This window comes from Flavobacterium agri (genome assembly GCF_013401995.1).
GTDB lineage: Bacteria > Bacteroidota > Bacteroidia > Flavobacteriales > Flavobacteriaceae > Flavobacterium > Flavobacterium agri.
The window spans coordinates 181,802-204,352 of sequence record NZ_JACBJI010000001.1; the positions used below are offsets into that span (position 1 = coordinate 181,802).

General features: G+C 47.7%; 21 protein-coding genes and 1 tRNA gene. 12 read left to right on the top strand and 10 right to left on the bottom strand.

Annotated features, from left to right (window positions below; all coding sequences use genetic code 11):
• The first annotated feature begins 48 nt into the window (after window positions 1-48).
• The 3 genes from HZF10_RS00940 to HZF10_RS00950 all read left to right on the top strand — a co-directional run bounded on the left by HZF10_RS00940 (window position 49) and on the right by HZF10_RS00950 (window position 3,522).
• A complete protein-coding gene (locus tag HZF10_RS00940) occupies window positions 49-1,230 on the top strand; it encodes an acetyl-CoA C-acyltransferase (RefSeq protein WP_176004284.1) in 1,182 nt (393 codons plus the stop codon).
• 73 nt (window positions 1,231-1,303) lie between these two features.
• Window positions 1,304-1,669: a four helix bundle protein gene (locus tag HZF10_RS00945; RefSeq protein ID WP_176004285.1), complete on the top strand. Its 366-nt coding sequence runs from the start codon at window positions 1,304-1,306 to the stop codon at window positions 1,667-1,669.
• A gap of 47 nt (window positions 1,670-1,716) precedes the next feature.
• Window positions 1,717-3,522: an acyl-CoA dehydrogenase FadE gene (locus tag HZF10_RS00950; protein WP_176004286.1), complete on the top strand. Its 1,806-nt coding sequence runs from the start codon at window positions 1,717-1,719 to the stop codon at window positions 3,520-3,522.
• A gap of 81 nt (window positions 3,523-3,603) precedes the next feature.
• On the opposite strand, the gene HZF10_RS00955 is transcribed toward HZF10_RS00950, so the two are convergent.
• Window positions 3,604-4,026 carry an META domain-containing protein gene (locus HZF10_RS00955; protein WP_176004287.1) on the bottom strand — a complete coding sequence of 141 codons (423 nt, stop codon included), beginning with the start codon at window positions 4,024-4,026 and terminating at the stop codon, window positions 3,604-3,606.
• A gap of 113 nt (window positions 4,027-4,139) precedes the next feature.
• Between HZF10_RS00955 and HZF10_RS00960 the strand changes: the two genes are divergently transcribed.
• On the top strand, window positions 4,140-4,664 hold the full coding sequence (locus tag HZF10_RS00960; RefSeq protein ID WP_176004288.1) for a DUF8685 domain-containing protein: 525 nt from the start codon (window positions 4,140-4,142) through the stop codon (window positions 4,662-4,664).
• A gap of 429 nt (window positions 4,665-5,093) precedes the next feature.
• Here HZF10_RS00960 and HZF10_RS00965 read toward each other — a convergent pair whose 3' ends face one another.
• The 6 genes from HZF10_RS00965 to HZF10_RS00990 all read right to left on the bottom strand — a co-directional run bounded on the left by HZF10_RS00965 (window position 5,094) and on the right by HZF10_RS00990 (window position 15,439).
• Window positions 5,094-6,872: an AMP-dependent synthetase/ligase gene (locus HZF10_RS00965; protein ID WP_176004289.1), complete on the bottom strand. Its 1,779-nt coding sequence runs from the start codon at window positions 6,870-6,872 to the stop codon at window positions 5,094-5,096.
• A 71-nt stretch (window positions 6,873-6,943) separates the two neighbouring features.
• On the bottom strand, window positions 6,944-7,702 hold the full coding sequence (locus HZF10_RS00970; RefSeq protein WP_176004290.1) for a DUF3667 domain-containing protein: 759 nt from the start codon (window positions 7,700-7,702) through the stop codon (window positions 6,944-6,946).
• Window positions 7,703-7,715: 13 nt separating this feature from the next.
• Window positions 7,716-8,489, bottom strand: coding sequence for a LuxR C-terminal-related transcriptional regulator (locus HZF10_RS00975; protein ID WP_176004291.1), 774 nt, complete (start codon window positions 8,487-8,489; stop codon window positions 7,716-7,718).
• A 59-nt stretch (window positions 8,490-8,548) separates the two neighbouring features.
• Window positions 8,549-12,208 carry a phosphoribosylformylglycinamidine synthase gene (purL, locus tag HZF10_RS00980; protein WP_176004292.1) on the bottom strand — a complete coding sequence of 1,220 codons (3,660 nt, stop codon included), beginning with the start codon at window positions 12,206-12,208 and terminating at the stop codon, window positions 8,549-8,551.
• 171 nt (window positions 12,209-12,379) lie between these two features.
• Window positions 12,380-13,909 carry a hypothetical protein gene (locus HZF10_RS00985; RefSeq protein WP_176004293.1) on the bottom strand — a complete coding sequence of 510 codons (1,530 nt, stop codon included), beginning with the start codon at window positions 13,907-13,909 and terminating at the stop codon, window positions 12,380-12,382.
• A 48-nt stretch (window positions 13,910-13,957) separates the two neighbouring features.
• Entirely contained in the window at window positions 13,958-15,439 is a 1,482-nt protein-coding gene (locus HZF10_RS00990; RefSeq protein WP_176004294.1) for a T9SS type A sorting domain-containing protein, read from the bottom strand.
• A gap of 128 nt (window positions 15,440-15,567) precedes the next feature.
• Between HZF10_RS00990 and HZF10_RS00995 the strand changes: the two genes are divergently transcribed.
• The 8 genes from HZF10_RS00995 (at window position 15,568) to HZF10_RS01030 (ending at window position 20,300) form a co-directional block, all read left to right on the top strand.
• A complete protein-coding gene (locus tag HZF10_RS00995) occupies window positions 15,568-15,993 on the top strand; it encodes a PaaI family thioesterase (protein ID WP_176004295.1) in 426 nt (141 codons plus the stop codon).
• Window positions 15,993-17,033, top strand: a complete 1,041-nt coding sequence (locus HZF10_RS01000) for a chorismate-binding protein (protein ID WP_176004296.1) — start codon at window positions 15,993-15,995, stop codon at window positions 17,031-17,033. The genes HZF10_RS00995 and HZF10_RS01000 overlap by 1 nt, the downstream gene beginning before the upstream one ends.
• Before the next feature lie 94 nt (window positions 17,034-17,127).
• Window positions 17,128-17,844, top strand: a complete 717-nt coding sequence (gene bshB1 / locus HZF10_RS01005; protein WP_176004297.1) for a bacillithiol biosynthesis deacetylase BshB1 — start codon at window positions 17,128-17,130, stop codon at window positions 17,842-17,844.
• 63 nt (window positions 17,845-17,907) lie between these two features.
• Window positions 17,908-17,984: transfer RNA gene (locus HZF10_RS01010), tRNA-His, on the top strand.
• Between the two features lie 185 nt (window positions 17,985-18,169).
• On the top strand, window positions 18,170-18,817 hold the full coding sequence (locus HZF10_RS01015; protein ID WP_176004298.1) for a hypothetical protein: 648 nt from the start codon (window positions 18,170-18,172) through the stop codon (window positions 18,815-18,817).
• A gap of 72 nt (window positions 18,818-18,889) precedes the next feature.
• Window positions 18,890-19,444: a hypothetical protein gene (locus tag HZF10_RS01020; protein ID WP_176004299.1), complete on the top strand. Its 555-nt coding sequence runs from the start codon at window positions 18,890-18,892 to the stop codon at window positions 19,442-19,444.
• A gap of 44 nt (window positions 19,445-19,488) precedes the next feature.
• A complete protein-coding gene (locus HZF10_RS01025; protein WP_176004300.1) occupies window positions 19,489-19,968 on the top strand; it encodes a hypothetical protein in 480 nt (159 codons plus the stop codon).
• A 77-nt stretch (window positions 19,969-20,045) separates the two neighbouring features.
• The gene (locus tag HZF10_RS01030) at window positions 20,046-20,300 is read left to right on the top strand and encodes a hypothetical protein (RefSeq protein WP_176004301.1); all 255 of its coding nucleotides are present in this window, start codon (window positions 20,046-20,048) and stop codon (window positions 20,298-20,300) included.
• A gap of 73 nt (window positions 20,301-20,373) precedes the next feature.
• On the opposite strand, the gene HZF10_RS01035 is transcribed toward HZF10_RS01030, so the two are convergent.
• Genes HZF10_RS01035 through HZF10_RS01045 form a run of 3 tightly spaced genes read right to left on the bottom strand, consistent with a single transcriptional unit; the run spans window position 20,374 to window position 22,424 of the window.
• Window positions 20,374-21,315 carry an alpha/beta hydrolase gene (locus HZF10_RS01035; protein ID WP_176004302.1) on the bottom strand — a complete coding sequence of 314 codons (942 nt, stop codon included), beginning with the start codon at window positions 21,313-21,315 and terminating at the stop codon, window positions 20,374-20,376.
• A gap of 46 nt (window positions 21,316-21,361) precedes the next feature.
• Entirely contained in the window at window positions 21,362-21,964 is a 603-nt protein-coding gene (locus tag HZF10_RS01040; RefSeq protein WP_176004303.1) for a hypothetical protein, read from the bottom strand.
• Window positions 21,951-22,424, bottom strand: coding sequence for an RNA polymerase sigma factor (locus HZF10_RS01045; protein ID WP_176004304.1), 474 nt, complete (start codon window positions 22,422-22,424; stop codon window positions 21,951-21,953). The genes HZF10_RS01040 and HZF10_RS01045 overlap by 14 nt, the downstream gene beginning before the upstream one ends.
• Window positions 22,425-22,551 lie beyond the last annotated feature (127 nt).

The following is a 22,551-nucleotide window of genomic DNA, read 5'->3' on the forward strand; positions in this document are numbered from 1 at the left end:
ACGACAACGTCTATCATCTATTTGTCTATCATCTATTATCTAAAAAATATGAAAACTGCATATATAGTAAAAGCATACAGAACTGCGGTCGGAAAAGCCCCTAAAGGCGTGTTCCGTTTCAAGCGCCCCGATGAACTTGCGGCTGAAACGATCCAATACATGATGAACGAGTTGCCTCAACTCGACAAAAAACGCATAGACGACGTCATGGTCGGCAACGCGATGCCCGAAGCCGAACAAGGCCTCAATTTTGCGCGTTTCATCTCGCTTTTGGGATTGGATATAGTAGACGTGCCGGGTGTTACCGTGAACCGTTATTGTGCATCAGGATTGGAAACGATCGGGATGGCGACGGCCAAAATCCAGTCGGGAATGGCCGATTGCATCATTGCGGGCGGTGCCGAAAGCATGAGTTTTATCCCGATGGGCGGATTCAAACCCGTTCCCGATTACGCGATTTCCAAACAAGGACACGAGGATTATTACTGGAATATGGGATTGACTGCCGAAGCGGTCGCCAAGCAATTCAACGTGTCCCGCGAAGATCAGGACGAATTCGGGTTCCAATCGCATCAAAAAGCGCTCAAAGCCCAAGCCGAAGGAAAATTTGACAAACAGATTGTACCGATAACGATCGAAGAAAATTACGTAGACGAAAACGGCAAAAAAGCCACGCGAACCTACACGGTCGCTAAAGACGAAGGCCCAAGAGCCGATACCTCGCGAGAAGCTTTGGCCAAACTGAGACCGGTGTTCGCCTCCGATGGGTCGGTTACTGCCGGAACATCGTCACAGATGAGCGACGGCGCGGCTTTCGTGATGGTCATGAGCGAAGAGATGGTCAAAGAACTCAACCTTGAACCGATTGCGCGTCTGGTCAGTTTCGCATCTGCGGGAGTCGAACCGCGCATCATGGGAATCGGTCCTGTAAAAGCCATTCCGAAAGCATTGAAGCAAGCCGATATGAAACTGGAAGATATTCAATTGTTTGAATTGAACGAGGCGTTTGCGTCACAATCTTTGGCCGTGATCCGCGAATTGGGAATCAATCCGGATATCGTAAACGTGAACGGAGGTGCGATAGCACTTGGCCATCCGCTGGGTTGTACGGGAGCGAAATTGTCGGTCCAGCTTTTCGACGAGATGAAGCGCCGCGGCGACAAATACGGTATCGTGACGATGTGCGTGGGTACAGGACAGGGCGCTGCCGGAATTTACGAAATCTTGTAAAGACGAAAGATAATAGACGGATAGACGATAGACCGTTTTTTAGAGTAACGACAACATTTTATTTATATACGCCATGGAAAATTTTAGAAGACACAATTTTAAAAAATTAAAAATCTGGATGATGGGAATGAACTTAGCTAAAGATGTTTTTGACATCGTTCGTACTTTTCCTGATTCCGAAAGATATGGATTGACAGCCCAAATGAACAGGTGTACGATTTCAATTCCTTCAAACATTGCCGAAGGTTCGAGTCGCACGGATAAAGCGTTTAGACATTTTCTCGACATCGCCTTGGGCTCCTCATTCGAATTACAGACACAAATTTTATTAGCGAACTTCAAAGGTCATCTGTCTGTAGAGCTGACTCGTGAGTTCGAGAATAAAATAGAACAATTACAAAGAGCAACAATGGAATTTCAAAAAGGACTTAGTTCATAGACCAGAAGGTCTATTATCTATCCGTCTATCATCTATTATCTAAAAAAATGGAACCAGCAATCGAAAAAGACGTAACCCGCGGCGGGCAGTTTCTGGTAAAAGAAACAAAATCCGAAGACATTTTCACTCCCGAAGATTTCTCTGAAGAACAACGCATGATGCGAGATTCAGTCAAAGAATTCTGCGACAAGAAACTGTGGGCTCAAAAAGAGAAATTCGAAAAGAAAGACTACGGCTATACCGAAGAAGCCATGCGCAAAGCCGGCGAGATGGGCTTTTTGAGCGTTTCCGTACCCGAAGAATACGGCGGCCTCGGCATGGGATTCGTAGACACGGTTTTGGTGTGCGACTACATTTCGGGAGCGACGGGTTCGTTTTCTACGGCTTTCGGCGCGCACACGGGAATCGGTACGATGCCGATTACGCTTTACGGAACTGAAGAACAGAAGAAAAAATATGTCCCCAAACTCGCTTCAGGCGAATGGTTCGGAGCGTATTGCCTTACTGAACCAGGCGCCGGATCGGATGCAAATTCCGGGAAAACCAAAGCGGTTTTGTCCGAAGACGGAAAATATTATTCGATCACAGGACAAAAAATGTGGATTTCGAACGCCGGATTCTGTTCACTTTTCATCGTCTTCGCCAGAATCGAAGATGATAAAAACATTACCGGATTTATAGTCGAAAACGATGCGTCGAACGGTATTGCGTTGGGCGAAGAAGAACATAAACTGGGAATTCGCGCTTCATCTACGAGACAAGTGTTTTTCAGCGAGACCAAAGTTCCGGTCGAGAATATGCTTTCGGAACGCGGAAACGGCTTTAAAATAGCAATGAACGCGCTCAACGTCGGACGTATCAAATTGGGTGCGGCCTGTCTCGATGCCCAAAGAAGAATCACGACAGAGGCGGCGAAATATGCGAACGAACGCGTCCAGTTCAACACGCCGATCGCGTCGTTCGGGGCCATCCGTTCGAAATTGGCCGAAATGGCGACGAATTGTTACGCAGGCGAAAGTGCGACATACCGCGCGGCCCACGACATCCAAAACCGGATCGCGGCAAGAGAAGCCGATGGAGCTGGCCACCAAGAAGCCGAATTGAAAGGTGTCGAAGAATACGCGATCGAATGTTCGATCATCAAAGTCGCGGTTTCCGAAGACGCGCAGAATTGCGCCGACGAAGGCATCCAGATTTTCGGCGGTATGGGATTTTCGGAAGATACCCCGATGGAATCGGCCTGGAGAGACGCGAGGATTTCGAGGATTTACGAAGGCACGAACGAGATCAACCGCATGCTTTCGGTAGGAATGCTCGTCAAAAAAGCGATGAAAGGACATGTCGATTTGCTTGGTCCGGCGATGAAAGTGCAGGAAGAACTTATGGGAATCCCAGATTTCAATACGCCCGATTACTCGGAATTGTTTTCGGAAGAAAAAGAAATGATCGCCAAACTCAAGAAAACCTTTTTGATGGTGGCCGGCGGAGCGGTCCAAAAATACGGCCCCGATCTCGATTCGCACCAGCAATTGCTTATGGCTGCGGCCGATATCCTGATCGAAATCTATCTTGCCGAATCGACGATACTAAGAACCGAAAAACTCGTGAAATCAATCGGTGAGCAGGCTGCCGAAGGTCAAATCGCGATGGCCAAACTGTATTTGTACAAAGCCGTCGACATCGTGACCGCAAAAGGCAAAGAAGGTATCGCATCGTTTGCCGAAGGAGACGAACAACGCGTGATGATGATGGGATTACGCCGTTTCACGAAATACATCAACATGCCCAACGTCGTGGCTTTGCGCGAAACGATCGCTGAGAAAGTGGTTTCGGCCAACGGATACGCGTTTTGAAGCGGAACATCGGCCTAAAGCCTACGGCAAATAATAATAGTTAAGTTAAGTTCGAAGGCGCTCCAGGAAATTGGGGCGTTTTCAGTTTTTTACAAAGCGCATGATCGCGATATCGCCCGAAATAAGGTTGAGCTTCCCGTCGGTGCCGATGGCATAGGCGTCGACTTTTTGGATAGCGTCCATAAACGTTTTTTCACTGTTTCCGGGACACGCCATTTTGGTCACGATCATGTTTTGGCTGAACGTGATCTTGTTGCCGACGACGGTTATCGGCCCCGAATAATTGTTGCACCCGTTTTTGCCCGAAGCGCGGTTTTGCTTCAAATCGATGAACAACGAAGGCGGATTGCCAGGATAAAGCCCGGATATATCGCCTCCCGATACATATTCGAGCATCCAGTTGCCGTCTAAGGCGCCTTCTTTGGTGAATTGTGGATCAGCTGGTTGTTTGCATTTGCACGAGGCCAAAAGTGCGAGAGCGAGTACGATCAGTAGCTTTTTCATGGTAGTTGGATTTGTGTTGTCTATTAAATTTACGCATTTATGTACTCGGATTCGACTGTTTTGGGTAGAAATTCACAAGCGTTGCTTATTTTTAGGCCACTAAAACTACAATTATGAAATTACTTGGAATCGGGTCGCGCATCAACCATCCGGAATACGGGAAAGGCGTCGTGACCAATGTTTCTTCTAAAGATTATTGGGTGACGTTTATCGAAGGCGGATTGGAAACCATCCCTTTGAACGATACGTTCGAAGTCATCGAAGCGTCCGACAACGAAGTCGATACCGTAAGTTTTTACGACGTCGAGAAATCGCTTAAGAACATTTTGCGCCGATGGAGCGACGCTACCGAAACCGTTCCGATTGCCGATAAATGGAAAGGCGGCAACCTCAAGCTCGAACCCGGACAAAGCGGCGTGCAGGGAAAGGATGTCCCAATCGACACTTTCTTCAACAAGATCGTCATGGTTCGCGACCGTTTGCGCGTCATGGAACAGAAAATCAACGCGAGCAACCTCGACAATACGGAAAAAGTTGATTTGCAACAATACATCACACGTATTTACGGGTCGTTGACGACGTTTAACGTGTTGTTCAAATTGCAGAGCGATTATTTTGTTGGGGAGAAGTCGAAGTAAGATAATAAATGTTGGACGGATAGATAATACAAGGTCTATCATCTTTTAGTCTATCATCTATCAGTCTATTATCTTTTTCGTCTATCTATAAAATAAAAAAGCGGCCATTGAGGAAGCGGCCGCTTTTACTTGCATGAGTATATTGTTTAGAGAGTAACAGTATACATCCTGCAAAAACCAAACAAACATTTATTGTAGTCCCTTGAATCTTTATGATGATCTACATGACAAAGATGCATCGATTCCGTAAGGGATTTGTTACACGATTTTTCCGATTTGTTACAGGATTTTATTTTTGAAGAATATTTACTGTTGGAAACCTCAAAGGTTTTGAAAACCTTTGAGGTTTTACGAAAACCGAAACCTCGGCGATTCATCAATAAAAAAGCGTGTCCATTAGAACACGCTTCGCTTTAAATATCGGTCAGATTATTTAGATTCGTAAATCCTTTGGTACAAATCCTTGTATTTTTCGAGGATATTTTTGCGTTTGAGTTTTAGGGTTGGTGTGAGTTCACCTCCGTCAATCGACCATATCTGTGGCGTAAGCTCAATTTTCTTGACCTTTTCCCAATTTCCGAACTTGTCGTTCATCTTTTCCACTTCTTCCCAAATGCGTTGCTTCACGGCTTCGTTGCATACGATGTCTTCGTTGCTTTCGCCTATCTCGAGCTTGTGGATGCGTGCCCAATCTTTCACGAATGCGAAATTCGGTTGGATGAACGCGGCCGGCATTTTCTCACCTTCGCCGATTACCATGACATGTTCGATGAAACGTGACTGCTTCATGGCATTTTCCAAAAGCTGTGGAGCGATGTATTTTCCACCCGAAGTCTTGAACATTTCCTTTTTACGGTCGGTGATCTTGAGGAAGCCTTCACTGTCGATCTCGCCAATGTCGCCCGTATGAAAATAACCGTCGGTAATGACTTCGGCGGTTTTTGCGTCGTCTTTGTAATAACCCATCATGATATTCGGGCCTTTGCACAAAATTTCGCCATCGGGTGCGATCTTGACCTCGACGTTATCGATGGGTTTTCCCACTGTTCCGATCTTGAAATTGCGGTTGCGCATGTCGTTCACCGCAATCACCGGAGACGTTTCGGTCAATCCGTAACCTTCCATGACCGGAATGTCGGCGGCGGCAAACATTTTGGAAAGGCGTGGCTGCAACGCGGCACTTCCCGAAACCATGAGGTCGAGTTCGCAGCCCAAAGCGTCCTTCCACTTGCTGAAAATGAGTTTACGCGCCCATTTGAGCTGGAATTCGTACCACCATCCGTTTTCGCCGTACGGTTTGTAACGCTCACCAAGCCCGACGGCCCAAAAGAACAGTTTGTATTTGATACCCGTGAGTTCGGCTCCTTTGGCGCTGATTTTCTCGTATACTTTTTCGAGCAGGCGAGGGACTACCGTCATCACGTTCGGTTTTACGTCGTGTATGTTCTCGCTGATCTTGTCGATCGATTCGGCAAAATAGATCGCGACGCCGTAATATTGGTACAGATAAACCACCATGCGTTCGAAAATGTGGCAAATCGGCAAGAAACTCATCGCGCGCGATTTTCCGGCTTCGAACGGAATGCGTCTTTCGCTTCCGAGTACGTTAGAAACGATGTTATTGTGCGAAAGCATCACGCCTTTTGGTTTTCCGGTCGTTCCCGATGTATAGATGATCGTCGCCAGATCTTCGCCTTTGATGCTCTCTTTTCTGGCTTCCACTTCAGATTGATTGCTTTCGTCTTTGCCCAATTCCAATACATGCGACCAGTTCGTACAGCCTGAAATCTGCTCCAGGCAATACACCTCCTTGAGATTTGGGAGATTTTTTCTAATCGCGTTGACTTTGGCGAGCACTTCCTCGTTCGAAACGAAACAATATTGCGCCTCGCAATGATTCAGGATGTATTCGTATTCTTCTTCGGTGATCGTCGGATAGACCGGAACGTTCTGTGCGCCCGTCTGCAAGATCCCGATGTCGAGAATATGCCATTCCGTGCGGTTGTTGTGCGAGATTACGGCAATCTTGTCGTCTTTTTGCACGCCCATCCGCAACAAACCGCGGGAAACGGTGTTGGCCTGGGCAAGATATTCGTCCGTAGAAGTCCTGACCCATTTGCCATCTTGTTTGGTAACGAGTGCATCGGGAATCCTATAGTGTTTCTGCTGGTGATATGGAAAATCGAAAAGTCTTTTGATATCGGACATTAGAGGGATTTTATTATGCTGCAAATTATTAAAAAAATGCCGTCGATTGTATTAAAATCGTTTTAACGGGATCAAATGTTTACCGAGAAATCTCTTTGGCCGAAAAAGTACAGAAGGGCGAACAGGAAAGCCGTGAATTCTACTATCACAAGTACGTAGAATATGATGATGCGCCATGTGAATTGCCCGATGGAATAAAATCCGCGGGAAGCGTTGAAATACGTCCAAATCGGGAAAAGGAACATGGCGAATCCGAAAGCTGCCTTCATCACACTCGAAAAACCTTCCGCAACCGCCATTTCGGTCAATGTCCGGAACAGAAAAAAGAACAGCGCGAGCAATAGGATCCCGATGTAATTGATTCCTGCCAAGATCAGCTGTTCGGCCCAATTCAACCTGAAACGGCGGAACAGCAATTGGGCGTTCAATGCCAAAACCGGGATGAATGCGAACAAAATCAGTTTTACATATTGCAGAAAGAAAGCCGAAACTTTATCCTGATCGACTTCCGTATGCGTTTCGCCGATCCATGAATCGTAAAAGTGATTGAGCAACAAATTCAGCGCAATCAGCAAAAGCGACAAATAAAACACGTTGTAATAGCGCACGCGCTTTCCCGAAATATAATCGAGAGCCGCCTTTCCGGGACGCACGATGGCTTCCTTGAGCGTGAAAAGCAAACCTTTGTCGAAATGCCGGACGCCATGCAACACATCGTGCATCAGGAAATGGCTTATCGTGATGCGGTGCGTATCGGCTTTCTGTCCGCAATTGGAACAGAATTTTCCTTTGAGTTCTTCGTTGCAGTTGAGGCAATCGGAGTGTTTCATAGTTGGGTTGGTTTCAGATCAGTCCTTGCAGCATGCTCATGCGTACGAGTTGAGCCGTGTTGTTCAGTCCCGATTTGTGTAAAATGTTGCGTCTGTGCGAATTTACCGTATGGATGCTGATGTGTCGTTTGCTTGCGATCGATTTGGTGTCGAGCCCTTCGGCCAAATCGCGGATGATCTCGATTTCGCGGCTGGAATATCCTTGTAGTTTCTCAAGTTCGGCATCGACGGTCAGGTTCAGGTACGACGGTTCGCCTTTGAGGCCGATGAACGAGAATTTATACGTGTTCGCCGGACTCAGATGATCGATACGCGTGTGAATGTTGAGCGCTTTGGCTATACGGCCGTTCGGACCTACTACCAACGTGGTCGATTGGTGGTTGAACAACGCATACGTACCATCTGCGACTCGCAATCGGAAATTGAAACTCGATTTGTACGACGTCAGTTTTTCCGTGGAAATATTGCGCAAGAAGAATTCGGTCGCGAAAATTTCGGTCTTCACCACAAAATCAATATCGTCGGGATGGATCGCATCCAGAATGTCCTCAAACCTTACCGAATCGGGCGATATGCCCAACAAATTCTCGATTTCGTGATGCACGTGCGACAAGAAACGGCTTTCAAAATCGAGGACGTAATAGTAGAAAGGCCCGAGGCTCGTGAGACTTTCGGCCAAAAAGCGCAATTTGTCTTCCTGATCCGATGTCGCTGCTCCATTTTCGGAATCGGCATACCAAACCGCTCTAAGTCGTTCCAGGTTCGATCTCGTCTCGTCTGCTTGCATCTGTTTTTGGCTTCAACACCTGCAATATAACGATTTTGGCGATTGGCGAACCCAAGTCTTTAGCGGTTTTCGATCCATTTACGCGCGTTCACGAAAGCTTCGACCCATGGCGTGACCTCGTCTTTGCGTCCTTGCGGATAATTGGCCCAGTTCCATTGGAAAACAGAACGTTCGATATGCGGCATGGTCACCAAATGGCGCCCCGTGACGTCACATAGCATCGCGACATCGTAATGCGAGCCGTTCGGATTGGCCGGATAGCCTTCGTATCCGTATTTGGCGACGATTTCGTACTGGTCTTCAGACAACGGAAGCTCGAATTTTCCTTCTCCGTGCGAAATCCAAACACCAAGTGTACTGCCTTCCAAAGTCGACAGCATTACCGAGTTGTTCTTTTGGATCTTGACCGAAGTGAACGAGCTTTCGTGTTTGGCCGAATCGTTATGCAACATGCGCGGTTTTACGTCGTGCCCCGGATTGATGAGCCCAAGTTCGACGAACAACTGGCATCCGTTGCAGATTCCGACAGACAAAGTGTCTTCGCGCTTGAAGAAGTTCTCAAGAGCCGTTTTCGCTTTTTCGTTGTACAAGAATGCGCCTGCCCAACCTTTTGCCGAACCGAGTACGTCCGAGTTCGAGAATCCGCCGACGGCACCGATGAATTGGATATCTTCCAACGTTTCGCGACCCGAAATCAAATCGGTCATGTGTACGTCTTTCACGTCGAAGCCTGCGAGATACATTGCGTTGGCCATCTCGCGTTCGGAGTTCGAACCTTTTTCGCGGATGATTGCGGCTTTCGGACGTGGCTTTGATGAGTCGATTATCGGCTTCTTTCCGTCGAATTGAGCCGGAAGCTCAAACTTCAACGGCTGGTTCTTATAATTGTCGAAACGTTCTTTCGCTTTCTTTTCGCCCGATTGTTTCCTGTCGAGCAAATACGAAGTCTTGTACCAAACGTCACGCAATTCCGAAACGTTCAATTCAAATGCATCGTTTCCGTTTTTGATCGAAACCCCGTTGCTTTCGGTGGCTTTTCCGATGTTGAAGAATGAAATCCCGTTCGATTTGAACGTTTCCTCAACCGAAGCGTCGGCCTGGAACACGATCCCGATGTTTTCCGAGAACAAAAGCTTCACCGAATCCGATTCGTTCAATGACGACAAATCGATGTTCGCGCCAAGGTTTACGTCGGCGAAGCACATTTCCAGAAGCGTCGTGATCAAACCGCCGCTTCCGATGTCGTGTCCGGCTTTGATTTTTCCTTGTGAAATCAATTGTTGCAGCACGTTGAACGTGTTTTTGAACGAAGCCGCGTCTTTGACATCGGGAGCTTCGTTTCCGATCACGTTCAAAATCTGCGCGAATGAAGAACCGCCCAATTTATGAGCGTCGTTCGACAGGTTGATATAGTAAATGTCGCCACCGTTTTTCTGCAAGACAGGTTCGACGACCTGGTTGATGTCGGTACAGTTTCCGGCGGCCGAAATGATCACCGTTCCCGGAGAAATCACGTCTCCGTCAGGATATTTCTGCTTCATCGAAAGCGAATCTTTTCCGGTCGGGATATTGATTCCGAGTTGGATTGCGAAATCTGAACACGCTTCGACGGCTTCGTACAGACGAGCATCTTCGCCTTCGTTTTTACACGGCCACATCCAGTTCGCAGACAAAGAAACACCAGACAAACCATTTTTGATCGGTGCCCAAACGATGTTCGACAACGATTCGGCGATCGCGGTGCGGCTTCCGGCTTTTGCGTCGATGATTGCGGCGACCGGCGAATGTCCGATCGAGGTAGCGATGCCTTCTTTTCCGTTGAAATCGAGTGCCATCACACCGACGTTGTTCAATGGCAATTGAAGCGGTCCGGCGCATTGTTGTTTGGCCACGCGCCCGCCGACGCAACGGTCGACTTTGTTCGTGAGCCAGTCTTTACAAGCGACGGCTTCAAGTTGCAGCACAGCTTCGAGATACGTTTTGAAATCGGCAACCGTATAATTTGCGTTTTTGTAATTGCGATCGATCGTCACGTCGTTCATGATTGTCTTTGGGGACGAACCGAACATGTCCTCAATCGCGAAATCCATTGGTTTTGCACCCGTTTTTTGAGATTCGAACGTAAAGCGGTGGTTGTTCAGGATATCTCCGACTTCATACATTGGCGAACGTTCGCGATCGGCGACTTTGTGAAGGAATTCCACGTCGTCTTTTCCGATTACCAAGCCCATTCGCTCCTGTGATTCGTTTCCGATGATTTCCTTTGCGGACAACGTCGGATCGCCGACCGGCAAAGCATCGAGGTTGATTTTTCCGCCGGTTTCCTCTACGAGTTCCGAAAGACAGTTCAAATGTCCGCCCGCGCCGTGATCGTGGATCGAGACGATAGGGTTGTGGTCGCTTTCCACGAGTCCGCGGATCGCGTTTGCCGCGCGTTTCTGCATTTCAGGGTTCGAGCGCTGGATCGCGTTGAGCTCGATTCCCGAACCGAAAGCGCCCGTATCGGCAGACGAAACCGCAGCTCCACCCATTCCGATCCTATAGTTTTCACCGCCAAGCACGACGACTTTATCGCCTTCTTTCGGTTTTTGCTTGATCGATTGGTCGGCTTTTCCGTACCCGATTCCGCCCGCGAGCATGATGACTTTGTCGAAACCGAGTTTACGGTCGTGTTCTTCGTGCTCGAAAGTCAAAAGCGAACCCGTGATCAACGGTTGTCCGAATTTGTTTCCGAAATCGGAAGCTCCGTTTGAGGCTTTGATCAAAATGTCCATAGGAGTCTGGTACAGCCATTTGCGCTCGGCCATTCCGTTTTCCCAATTTCTGTCTTGTTCCAAACGCGAATACGATGTCATGTAAACCGCGGTTCCGGCGAGTGGCAATGAACCTTGTCCGCCGGCCAAACGGTCGCGTATTTCGCCTCCCGAACCCGTGGCCGCTCCGTTGAAAGGCTCGACGGTTGTAGGGAAATTATGGGTTTCGGCTTTCAATGAGATTACCGATTCGAAATCTTTTTTGGCGTAAAAATCGGGTTTGTCGGCCGATTTCGGCGCGAACTGCGTCACTTTCGGTCCTTTGATGAACGCGACGTTGTCTTTGTAAGCCGAAACGATATCGCCCGGATTTTCGGCCGAGGTTTTTTTGATCAGCTTGAACAGAGACGTCGGTTTTTCTTCTCCGTCGATTACGAAAGTCCCGTTGAAGATCTTGTGTCGGCAGTGTTCCGAATTGACTTGAGAGAATCCGAAAACTTCGGAGTCGGTCAATTTTCTTCCGAGTTTCTGCGATAAATTATCCAAATATTCCACTTCCTCATCGCTCAAGGCCAAGCCTTCCCGTTTGTTGTAGACGGCGATGTCGGAAATCTCCAAAATCTGCTCAGGCGTGATGTTGATCGTGAAAATGTCCTGGTTGAGTTCGTTGTATTTCTGCGAAAGCATCGGGTCGAAACCGCTAAAACGTTCATCGACTTTCAAAAATTCCTCGATGCGGATGATGCCTTCGATCGCCATATTTTGGGTAATCTCGACGGCGTTCGTACTCCAGGGCGTGACCATCGCGGCACGTGGTCCAACAAAAAAATCCGCGAGGACGGATTTTTCTATTTTATGTGCGTTGCCGAAAAGCCAGTTGAGTTTAGAGATGTTTTCGCTCGTGATCTCGCCTTGAGTCTGGACTGCAAAGACGGTATCGCTTTCGTTTCCGAAGAAATGGATCATGGTAAGTGAGTTGTGTTTACGCGTGCAAATTTACGCAAAAAAATGAGGTGGAAAAAGGTCGAAATTGAAGTTTTTTTGAACCCGTGAAATGGTTTGGATTTTTAAACTTTCCGAAAAGAAAAAGGGACCAAAACAAAGTCTTGATTCCTTTCTTATGTTGTTGCGCAACAATCAATTTTCCTCGGGCATATCGGTACTTTGATAAGCGCCAGAATCGTTTGTCGTTCGGGTGTTCCCGTCCAAATCTTGTGTGATGATATAGGCCGGATTGGCAATCCCGATCGCGCCCGATTGCGGATCGATGGTAATGTGCAGATCGTTATCGTTGATGTCCCAGAATCTTGGGTTTTGGTTGAATACGTTGCCACTATACCTCGGATTCGTGTCGAATTGGTACAGATCACCGTTTGCCAAAGTCGTATTGTTGAATCGGATAAGACAGTTTTCGAAGCCGTATTCGAAAGCAAAATTTTCGTCGTTTGCACGGTTCAGCGTCATTTCTACCTGATTCGAACCGTAAATGATGCAGTTTTTGAAATTCGCCTGGTTAAGATTGAACGGCATCTGCACATTGTTGTCTGTATAATAATTGTCGATGGCAACCGCGCGTTGACTTGAGCTTTGGAAATTGTTGTTGAACGTACAATGCGTAAAATCGTAAGAACCGCCCAAAGTACAAGCGAGCGTCGCTTCCCCGGCCGAATTTATCACCGTGTTCGTCCCGACGATATTCGCGGTCTGCGCTAAAATCCCAAAATTCGAGTGGTCATAAATCTGACAGTTGTCGATGCTGACCGTCCCGGAGTTGTTCTGGATGTACAAACCGATCACGCCGTTCTTTATCGTCGCGTGGTCGAAATTGCCGGTGCTTCCCGGAGTAAGCCAAATCGCACCCCATTGGCCTGGTACGTCCGAGAAATCGGGTTCGAGGCGATCGCCTTCAAAAATGACTTCACCGTCTTGGGTTCCGGCTGTGGAGGGCGTTCCTTGTACGTCGATCGCTCCGCCGTTGCCTACCAAAATGCCAGAAGATGCATGAAAATGTACGCGCGCGCCAGCTTGTATCGTAAGCGTTTTGCCCGATGGAATGCCCGCGTATCCGTAAATCACATACGGCTTTTGGTTCGTGAACGTGTATTCGTTGCCGTGATTCGGATCACTTTCGTCGAGGTAAAACCCGTAGATTTCTTCATCCCCGATAGGAAGTGTCTCGGTTGTGCCGTTGTCGAACCGCTGCGGATACAGGAAAATAGCGTCCTGGATCAACGTCACGAGTTCTACGTTCTGGAAATTACCGGTTTCCCCGAACTGGATCTGGTCGGTGTATAAAAATGTAGTCGGATCGGCTTCGGCCACATCGGCAGTAGTCTCAATAAAAATGTACATACTGTCTTTGGCGAGCATCTCTACGTTGTGGAAAATGCGGTTGTTTTCGCCCGTCATGCCGTCGACCGTGATGCGGTATTTGGAATCGAGCCCTTTGCCCAACTGGATCGTCGGGATCGAAATGTCCTTGTCGCTTCGGTTATAGACTTTAAGCGTGTACGTGCTCGAGCCGATGTTGGTGAAAACCGTATCGAGATAGACCGTATCGCGAGAGAAGCGAAGTCCGCCTACATGACGTTCGAATTCGAAATCGCTTCGGCATGAAGAAAGACAGATCAAAAATCCTACGGAAAACAGAAGAATAAAATTGCGCATTTGGTAAGGTTTGTACTAGCGTAACGTGGTTTGTGGCGTAAAAGTATGTTATTTTATGATTTTGAGGGTTTGGGTTTCGCCCGAAATTTGGTCGGTAAAACGCACGAGATAATTTCCGGAAGCATAAGGGAATGATACGGAATTGTGGGTTTGCGACACTTCTGCGTTGCCGATTTTTTGTCCCAACGTGTTGAAAATCTCAACTTTTCCGTCGGTATTGGAAAGATACAGCACATTTTCGACCGGATTCGGATACGCGACGATTTTGGATTGTGACGGGGCGTCTACGCTTAACTCGGATTCCGGATTGAACTTGACGATCCAATAATCGCCCTGACCTCTGGATATTTCCGATTTGTCCGACGTAATATCCGCGGCCGACATCGTAGCCATGATCAGCGAGTTGTCCGGTTGTTTGTAGAGTGCGCGCACGATTCCCGCTCCCATGTCGATCGGCCTTTGCCATACCAGTGTTCCGTCGGTGGTTCTTTTGGTGAGCGTGTTGCCGGTTACGGGATGTTCCTGTATGTAATAGAAACCGCCGTCGGGAGCTGAGACGCAACACTTAGCGGAGACAAGGCCTATGGTTATCGGTCCGTTGAATTCCCAGATCAGCGCGCCCGAAGGACTGCGTTTGGCAATGTACTCGCCAGTGGTTTCCGGACCGTATTGTTTCATTCCGCAGACGACATAATTCCCGTCCGAAATCAGTTCCGACAAATCGAAATCAAATGGCTGGGCTTGTTGTCCGACGATTTGCCCGTCTGTCGAAAGTTCGACGATCCAGTTGTCAACAGTCCCGATTCGCGGAATGGTCCTGTCTCCGGTCATTGCCGAACGGGACGAGCCGCTAACCAAAAAATTGCCGTTTTGGGCCAATGAGATCCTGGTTGGGAAATCGTATCCGCCGCCGCCGATGGTTTTCTCCCATAAAAGCTGCCCTTGATTGTCGATCCTGAAAACCCAGTAGTCCGTAATGCCTCGAAGGCTTTGGCTTTTATCTCCCGAAATGCCGGAATTGGACGCGCCTGCAACGACCACGCCTCCGTCGGCCAACGGCAATAAATAACCCATTTCGTCCCTGTCGTCGCCGCCTACGGAGCGCTCCCAAAGAAGATTTCCGTCGGCATCCAATTTGACGATCCAGAAATCGTTCACGCCTCGGTTTGGCAAGGTTTTGTCGCCCGATGCACCTGACCAGGATTCGCCGGAAATAAAAAATCCGCCATCGGGCGCAGGTTCGATTTTACGTGCGGTTTCGGTGTAATCCGCACCGATTGCGGTTTGCCAGATCGGAGTTCCGTCAGCTTCGAGCAAAAATGCCCAGTAATCGTTGTAGCCTCGGCAGTATTCTGTCTTGTCGCCGGAAATTTCGGAATCCGAGGACCCGACAAGGATGATTTTTCCGTCAGGGAGCGTTTTGATCGCCATCACTTCGTCCGAATAGGCACCGCCTAAGGTTTTGTCCCAATCGATCGTAGGCTGGGCGTAGAGAAATCCGCTAAAAAGCAAGAGTAGCATTTTTTTCATAGGCTATATTTGGTAGATTGGCGTTCTGATTCGTCTGTCGTCACGAAGCTAAGATAATGGAATTGATGTAAACAAGGATACGACTGGTTACGAATCCTTTTTCGTAAATTTACCCAAAATACGACACCATGTTCGACAGGGAAAAAGTACTTGCGTTCTGCAACTCCTTTTCAAAAGAAAATACGCTCATGGCCACGCTCGAGATCGAATTCATCGACGCCGGCCCCGATTTCCTCAAAGCCCAAATGCCGGTTACCCCGAAAGTGCATCAACCCATGGGATTGTTGCACGGAGGAGCGACCGTAGCCTTAGCCGAATCGGTTGGCAGTGCGGCCTCGCTTATGTTTATCGATATAGAGGAACGCGAAGTGCGCGGTATAGAGATTTCGGCCAATCACGTCAAGGCCAAACGCAGCGGGATCGTTTACGGTACGGCGCGCATCATCCACAAAGGCGGTACGATACACCTTTGGGAAATCAGGGTTACAGACGAAAACGACAGCCTGATCTCGCTGTGCAAATTGACCAATATGGTATTGCCAAGAAAACGCTGATGGAAATTTTCGACAAAGCACGTCAATGGCTGGAAAACGGACGACCTTTCGTCGTGTTCCGAAAGCCCGATACGAAACAAGTGACGGGCATTTTCCAGAACAATTCGACTTCGTATGCTTCACCAAACTTGGATGGAAGCGGATTTGTTTTCACCTCCTTTGATTCTGAAAAGACCTGGATTTTACCCGATTCTGATTCCGAAACGTTTACTTCCGATTATAATCCGACCGCACAGGTCACATCTTCTCCGGAATTGGAAATAGATGAATTCGCCAAAAGAGATTTCGAAGCTTTGGTTAAAAAAGGCGTTTCTCACATAACTTCGGGTGCTTTCGAAAAAGTCGTGCTTTCGCGTACCGAAACGGTAGAACTCGAGGCGTTCGATGCGTTGGGTGCATTCGGGAAACTCGCGGCGACCTATCCGTCGGCATTCGTGTATTTGTGGTTCCATCCCGAAACGCAAATCTGGATGGCCGCGACTCCCGAAAAACTGCTCAAGGCCAACGGCAGGCATTTCGAGACGATGGCGCTCGCCGGAACGCAGAAATTCCAGGGAGAAGAAACGGTCGAGTGGGCGCGCAAGGAAAAAGAAGAACAGCGTTTCGTGACCGATTTCATCTGGAACAGTCTCGAGGATGTGGTTTCCGAAATCGAACTCAGCGCACCTTACACGTATCGCGCGGGTAACCTTTTGCACATACGCACCGACATCAAAGGCGAATTGAACGATGCAGCAGATTTGTCAAAAGTCATTTCTGTTTTGCATCCGACGCCGGCCGTTTGCGGGCTTCCGAAAGATGAAGCGCGAAAGTTCATAGCCGAAAACGAAGGATATGACCGTGAATTTTATGCGGGTTTCATCGGTGAACTGAATTCGAAAGACGGCACCGACCTTTATGTGAACCTGCGTTGCATGAAAGTGACGCGAAATCTGGCACAGTTGTTTGTCGGCAGCGGCATCACGAAAGACAGCAATCCCGAAAAGGAATTTTTCGAGACGGTGAACAAATCGTTGACGATACGCAAGGCGCTTTTTTGATAGATTTTTAGATTGCAGATTTTAGATTATCAGATTTTTGGACTTCAAGATTAGATAGATAATTGATTCTTAAGATGCTTAAATGAACAACCATATGAAACTAGACATATTAGCTTTCGGTTCACATCCGGATGACGTTGAACTCGGCTGCGGCGGTACGATCGCAAAAGAAATTTCGCTGGGAAAGACTGTCGGCATCGTCGATTTGACCAGAGGTGAACTCGGCACGCGCGGTTCGGCCCAAATTCGCGATGTCGAAGCGGCCAATGCAGCCAATATACTCGGTGTTTCGGTGCGCGAGAACCTCAATATGCGCGACGGTTTTTTCGTCAATGACGAGGAACATCAGCTCGCCGTAATCCGCATGGTTCGTAAATATAAACCCGAAATCGTGCTGTGCAATGCGATAGACGACCGCCACATCGATCACGGAAAAGGCAGCAAATTGGTTTCGGATGCGTGTTTTTTGTCGGGATTGCGCAAGATCGAGACCGAATACGACGGTGAAAAACAACAGGAATGGCGTCCGAAAATCGTCTACCATTATATACAATGGAAGAACATCACGCCCGATTTCGTGGTCGACATCACGGGTTTCAACGCCAAAAGGGTAGAGGCCATTCTTGCGTATACGTCTCAATTTTACGATCCGGACAGCAAAGATCCCGTCACGCCCATAGCGACAAAGAACTTTTTGGAAAGCCTCGATTACCGCGCCCAAGACCTCGGAAGGCTTATCGGAACCGAAATGGGAGAAGGTTTTACGGTAGAACGCTATGTGGGTGTCAGCAGTTTAAGTGATTTGATATAATTTTTTGAAATTTTTCTTTGCAAGCGTGGGCAATTCGGCTATATTTGCACTCGCAAAAACATGGTGATTGTAGCTCAGTTGGTTAGAGCGTCGGATTGTGGTTCCGAAGGTCGGGGGTTCGAGACCCCTCATTCACCCCAAAACAAGTAAAGCCTGTCGATATTTTCGGCAGGCTTTTTTGGTTGTATTAACCACAAATCTCTTAAGGTAATTTTTGTTTTGGACAATTTTACACTTAAACTTACGAGCCCATCAACATTCCCATATTCTTTGTAAAGCCCGTTTCCGCTTCGTATTTTCGTTGCATAACCTAAAAACAACCAAGATGAAAAAAGTATTGATTTTTGCGGCATTCGTGGCCACTTCGGTCGGATTTGCGCAAAGCACGACGACCACGACGACCACGACCAACGTCGATGGCAAGACCCATACGGCAAGCGAAACGACGACCTACGACAAAAAAGTGACGGTTTCGGCTTTCGGGTCGTTTCCCGAACTCAACCAAGTCGGTGTGAGCGTCGAATTCCTGGGCAACCAGAAAACCAAATCGATGGATGCGAAAAGCTTCAGCTTCTATTCGTCTAAAATCGTGAACGTGGCGTATGGTATGATGAAATACGACGTGAACGTTCCCGCAGTGGACGATATCGACGGGCAAGGTTTCGTAGTCGAATTGGGCCAACGCACGTATTTCCTCGGCAAGAACAGCGGGCCGTATTTGGGCAATTTCCTGTCTTACGGGCGTATTTCGTACGATGATGACTTTGGCGTTTTCGGAGACGACGGTACGTATTCTTATTTCTCGTTCTTCAGTCCCGAAGCCGGTTACAAAATCAAGGCCGGACCGGTCGCGATCGACCCTTTCGTGGGTATCATGTGGAAGCTTGAAATCAAAGGACAAGGCTACATCGACAACAAGAATGTCGAAGAATGGGTACCTCGTGTAGGACTTAAGATCGGATACGAATTCTAAAATCCGTACAACCCAAAACAAAAGCCTCGCTCGTTCGGGGCTTTTTTTATTTTTGCGCGGCAAACCAAACACATGAAACATATTTTACTGTTGGTCGCCTTGATTTTGGCACAATCCGCTTTTGCCCAACGCGAAGGTGCTCTTACCGCATATTTATCAGTAGACCAGCCATCCACGATCGGCGTGAGTGTCGAGTTCCCTGAAAACGGGAAGTTGAGACGACTTCCGTTCATCAAAGAAGAATGCGCACGGTCGTATCTTTTCAATCTGGGGCTCGGATTTATGGGATACGACAACGTACCTGTGGATGAGGTCGGGAAAGGTGTCGTGATTGAAGCGGGCATCCGACAGTATTTTACCGGGGAAACCCAAGGTTTGTATGTGAGCAATTACCTGTCTTTCGCCAATATCGAATTCGAGAATGACGAAGATGAATGGCTCGGCAAGTACACGTATTTTTCGTTCTTCAGTCCCGAAACGGGTTATAAGATATCGTTTGACGGTATTTGCGTTGAACCTTTTGCAGGCGTAATGTGGCGTTTGGAATCTCCGGCCGGAATTATCGACAACCACCGCATAGACGAATGGGCGCCGAGATTCGGGCTGCGCATTGGAATTACTTTTTAACAAGAAACAAAAGGCGCTTTTGCTATTTTTGTAAAAAACACCGCATGAAAAAACTGTCCTTCTTATTGCTTCTGATATCGACTTTCGGGGTCGCGCAATCGAACGACGGCCGCATTTCCAAATCGGTCGAAGCCAAAGTGATGATGATGCAGCAATTCGTGCATAAAGGCGACAAAGGGGAGGAAGCGTTCTGGCAGACGAAAGGCAAGGTAACTTACCAGATCGTCAATTATACCGCAGAACAAAATCCGCAGTTCAAGCAGCTTTTCATTTCGCAATACCAGGAATTGCTTCCGATCTACAACAAGATGATCTCGAGTTACGACGAAAAGGACACCAATTATTTCGTGCACGTTCTCATCCGTCAGGAAGAAGATTACCGCAAGCTGCTGACGCCCGAACAACTCGCCAAATACCGCGAAAAACTCGATTGGTTCGAGAAGAACGACGAGAAGAATCGCGATGCTTACAATTCGTTGTTTTTTTCGGATTGGTTGTTGAGCGAGTATAAAAAGAGGTTTTGACATTTCATGCTAACGAAACCCTAAAACCCGCCGTCTTCCCGTTGCGATTGCCTATCTTTAAGTAAAACAACGCAACCATGTCAGAATTCACTTTTCTCCATAGGATGTCGGTCGCCGGGATTCGCGACTACATCATCACGCACCGCATCGACCAAGGCGATACATTGGTTTTGAACCCTCACGATTTTGAACATCTGATACAGGACATGAAAAATTCGGCCGAAGGAATTCCCGATATTCCCGTAAAAATCCTCAACGTCATCGTGACCCAGGATTCTACCGATACGGTTCCCATCGGCAAAGTACAGATCGTGAAGAACGAGAAATTCTAACGATAATCAACCATCGCTTCTTGAGAGCGCCGAATCCCCAATCCGGTTCGGTTCCCTTGAGATAGCGATGGTTTTATTTTGCCCATTCGCTAATAGATTGCAAAAACGTCGTCTGTTGGTCGATAAATACGCTGTGCGAGCAATTTTCGAGATATTTCAAATTGTTCTTGCCAAGGATTCCCCTTAACTTTTCGATTTGTGAAGTTGCGTACAATCCGTCTTCTTTTCCATACAATCCGTAGATTTTTACTTTTTTGGCGACCAATTGCGAAAGCGTAGCCGTAAGATCCAAAGTCGTGTAATGGTCGTTTTGCCAGAAACCTTTGGGCGGTTCGACGGTCATTTTCGAAGCATAGGCCGATTCGGGCGAATTCTTGAGATCGGCGAACAGTTTTTTCGATTCCTCGGATGGATTCTTGGTCGAGTAAAACCCATTGTACATCGCATGTCCGAAACAATACGACGCATATTCCATACTCGATTTGTCCATTTTTTCGAGCATGCCGATATAATTGAGGTTGCCTTCGTCTTTCTTGTCCTCGTAAATTTTTCGGCAACGCGAAACGATTTGGTCGAAACTTTCCTGAAGGTTCACGGGTGCGCCCACAAGAATGAGCGCGTTGACTTTTTCGGGATGCTTTTTGGTGAATTCGGTGCCTACCATACCTCCGAAACTGTGTCCGATAAGCGTCGCCTTGTTCAAATGATAAGTCGAATACAATCCGTCAAGATCGACAAGGGTCTGTTCGAAATTGAATTTGGCGTTCGCATCGACAGATCTTCCTTCGCCTCGACGATCGTACACGATGACGAAAAATCCTTTTTCCGACAAAGGTTTGGCCGTAGTGACTTCGAAACTAGCACTGTTGTAACCCGGTCCGCCGTGAAGGAAAATGACGGCTTTGTCTTTGGCGTTGCCGAACGTTTTTACGTACAATTGCTGTGCGAACACGTTTTGGAGCAGCAACAGGAACAAGCCTGCAATGATGATTTTTTTACTGATTGATGATTTCATGGTCTGTTTTTTAGGTTTGGTTTTGGATACGTCGATTCGCGTAATGTTACATTTCCTTTTCGGGATCGAGTTGTTTTTGCAACGACAGCAACGCCTGCAATACGTCGTCCATGTGTCGGTGTTGGCGTTTCATCGTTTTGACGCGCACGTAAAACCAGTTGAAGGCGAACCAAATCGCAGTCAATCCGTAGACGGTGAATGCCATGAAGCCGCTCATTCGCGAGGCATATTCGATCATGTAAAGGAAAATCCCGACAGACAGCAATCCGAAGTACAAATTGGTGACCGTCGTATGGATGAACGCCTGTTTCTTTTTGAGTGCGACAAGCGATGTAATGCCGTGCTGCAAATCTTCGTCGGGATTTACGGCCTTGACCAGCCACAGCATTTTTGCGGAATAGATCACGTATAAAGCGATCGCCGATACGACGAGCAAAGCCCCGATTTTAGTAGTCGCATATTCAGGCTCGAAGTGTAAAATCACCCAAACGATGAATACCGATGTAGCCAAAAGCAACACGTTGCCCGCAATGAGTTTGTTCCTGAGTTTTCGTTTGAAAGCGTCCGCCTTGCCGATTATTTCGCGTGCGTCTGGCGTTTCGGGCGTTGGCTGTTGCTGCCAAAGCTGCTTGAAGTCAATCGTGCTCATATTTCTTAAATTTTTGTGAGAGTTGTTCTTTTATCCTGTGGATGCGCACGCGCACGTTCGATTCGGACAAGCCTGTGACGCTTGCTATTTCGGCCTGTTTCACGTCCTCGAGCTCGAGCGATATGATGATGCGGTCGATTTCCTTGAGTTCGCCGATGAAGCGGTACAGCAAATCGATTTGGGCATCGTTACGGGTTTCGGCATGATCGGCAAGGTTGTCCTGCACGTCGGTTTTCGCAAGGCGTTTGTCCTTTTCGAGCTGACGCAGGCAATGGTTTACGGCGATGCGGTAAATCCAGGTGCTTATTGCAGATTCCTGCCTGAAATTCGAAAGGTTGTTGTAGACCGAAACGAACGTGTCCTGAGCCACGTCTTTCGCCCAGTCGTCATCGCCCAGATAACCGCGGCACAGCCTGAAAATCTTGTTCCAATACGTTTGGTAGATGGTGTCGAAGACCATTTTTTTGGTGTTTTTTGGTTTGGATATGAGTGGGTTGGAAATGTTACAAAAATTATGAATTATGAATTATGAATTATGAATTATGAATTATGAATTATGAATTATGAATTATGAATTATGAATTATG

Excerpts from the sequence above, each read along its gene's own strand:
- HZF10_RS00940 (WP_176004284.1), top strand. The coding sequence starts at position 49 with ATGAAAACTGCATATATAGTAAAAGCATACAGAACTGCGGTCGGAAAA.
- HZF10_RS00945 (WP_176004285.1), top strand. The coding sequence starts at position 1,304 with ATGGAAAATTTTAGAAGACACAATTTTAAAAAATTAAAAATCTGGATG.
- HZF10_RS00950 (WP_176004286.1), top strand. The coding sequence starts at position 1,717 with ATGGAACCAGCAATCGAAAAAGACGTAACCCGCGGCGGGCAGTTTCTG.
- HZF10_RS00955 (WP_176004287.1), bottom strand. The coding sequence starts at position 4,026 with ATGAAAAAGCTACTGATCGTACTCGCTCTCGCACTTTTGGCCTCGTGC.
- HZF10_RS00960 (WP_176004288.1), top strand. The coding sequence starts at position 4,140 with ATGAAATTACTTGGAATCGGGTCGCGCATCAACCATCCGGAATACGGG.
- HZF10_RS00965 (WP_176004289.1), bottom strand. The coding sequence starts at position 6,872 with ATGTCCGATATCAAAAGACTTTTCGATTTTCCATATCACCAGCAGAAA.
- HZF10_RS00970 (WP_176004290.1), bottom strand. The coding sequence starts at position 7,702 with ATGAAACACTCCGATTGCCTCAACTGCAACGAAGAACTCAAAGGAAAA.
- HZF10_RS00975 (WP_176004291.1), bottom strand. The coding sequence starts at position 8,489 with ATGCAAGCAGACGAGACGAGATCGAACCTGGAACGACTTAGAGCGGTT.
- purL (WP_176004292.1), bottom strand. The coding sequence starts at position 12,208 with ATGATCCATTTCTTCGGAAACGAAAGCGATACCGTCTTTGCAGTCCAG.
- HZF10_RS00985 (WP_176004293.1), bottom strand. The coding sequence starts at position 13,909 with ATGCGCAATTTTATTCTTCTGTTTTCCGTAGGATTTTTGATCTGTCTT.
- HZF10_RS00990 (WP_176004294.1), bottom strand. The coding sequence starts at position 15,439 with ATGAAAAAAATGCTACTCTTGCTTTTTAGCGGATTTCTCTACGCCCAG.
- HZF10_RS00995 (WP_176004295.1), top strand. The coding sequence starts at position 15,568 with ATGTTCGACAGGGAAAAAGTACTTGCGTTCTGCAACTCCTTTTCAAAA.
- HZF10_RS01000 (WP_176004296.1), top strand. The coding sequence starts at position 15,993 with ATGGAAATTTTCGACAAAGCACGTCAATGGCTGGAAAACGGACGACCT.
- bshB1 (WP_176004297.1), top strand. The coding sequence starts at position 17,128 with ATGAAACTAGACATATTAGCTTTCGGTTCACATCCGGATGACGTTGAA.
- HZF10_RS01015 (WP_176004298.1), top strand. The coding sequence starts at position 18,170 with ATGAAAAAAGTATTGATTTTTGCGGCATTCGTGGCCACTTCGGTCGGA.
- HZF10_RS01020 (WP_176004299.1), top strand. The coding sequence starts at position 18,890 with ATGAAACATATTTTACTGTTGGTCGCCTTGATTTTGGCACAATCCGCT.
- HZF10_RS01025 (WP_176004300.1), top strand. The coding sequence starts at position 19,489 with ATGAAAAAACTGTCCTTCTTATTGCTTCTGATATCGACTTTCGGGGTC.
- HZF10_RS01030 (WP_176004301.1), top strand. The coding sequence starts at position 20,046 with ATGTCAGAATTCACTTTTCTCCATAGGATGTCGGTCGCCGGGATTCGC.
- HZF10_RS01035 (WP_176004302.1), bottom strand. The coding sequence starts at position 21,315 with ATGAAATCATCAATCAGTAAAAAAATCATCATTGCAGGCTTGTTCCTG.
- HZF10_RS01040 (WP_176004303.1), bottom strand. The coding sequence starts at position 21,964 with ATGAGCACGATTGACTTCAAGCAGCTTTGGCAGCAACAGCCAACGCCC.
- HZF10_RS01045 (WP_176004304.1), bottom strand. The coding sequence starts at position 22,424 with ATGGTCTTCGACACCATCTACCAAACGTATTGGAACAAGATTTTCAGG.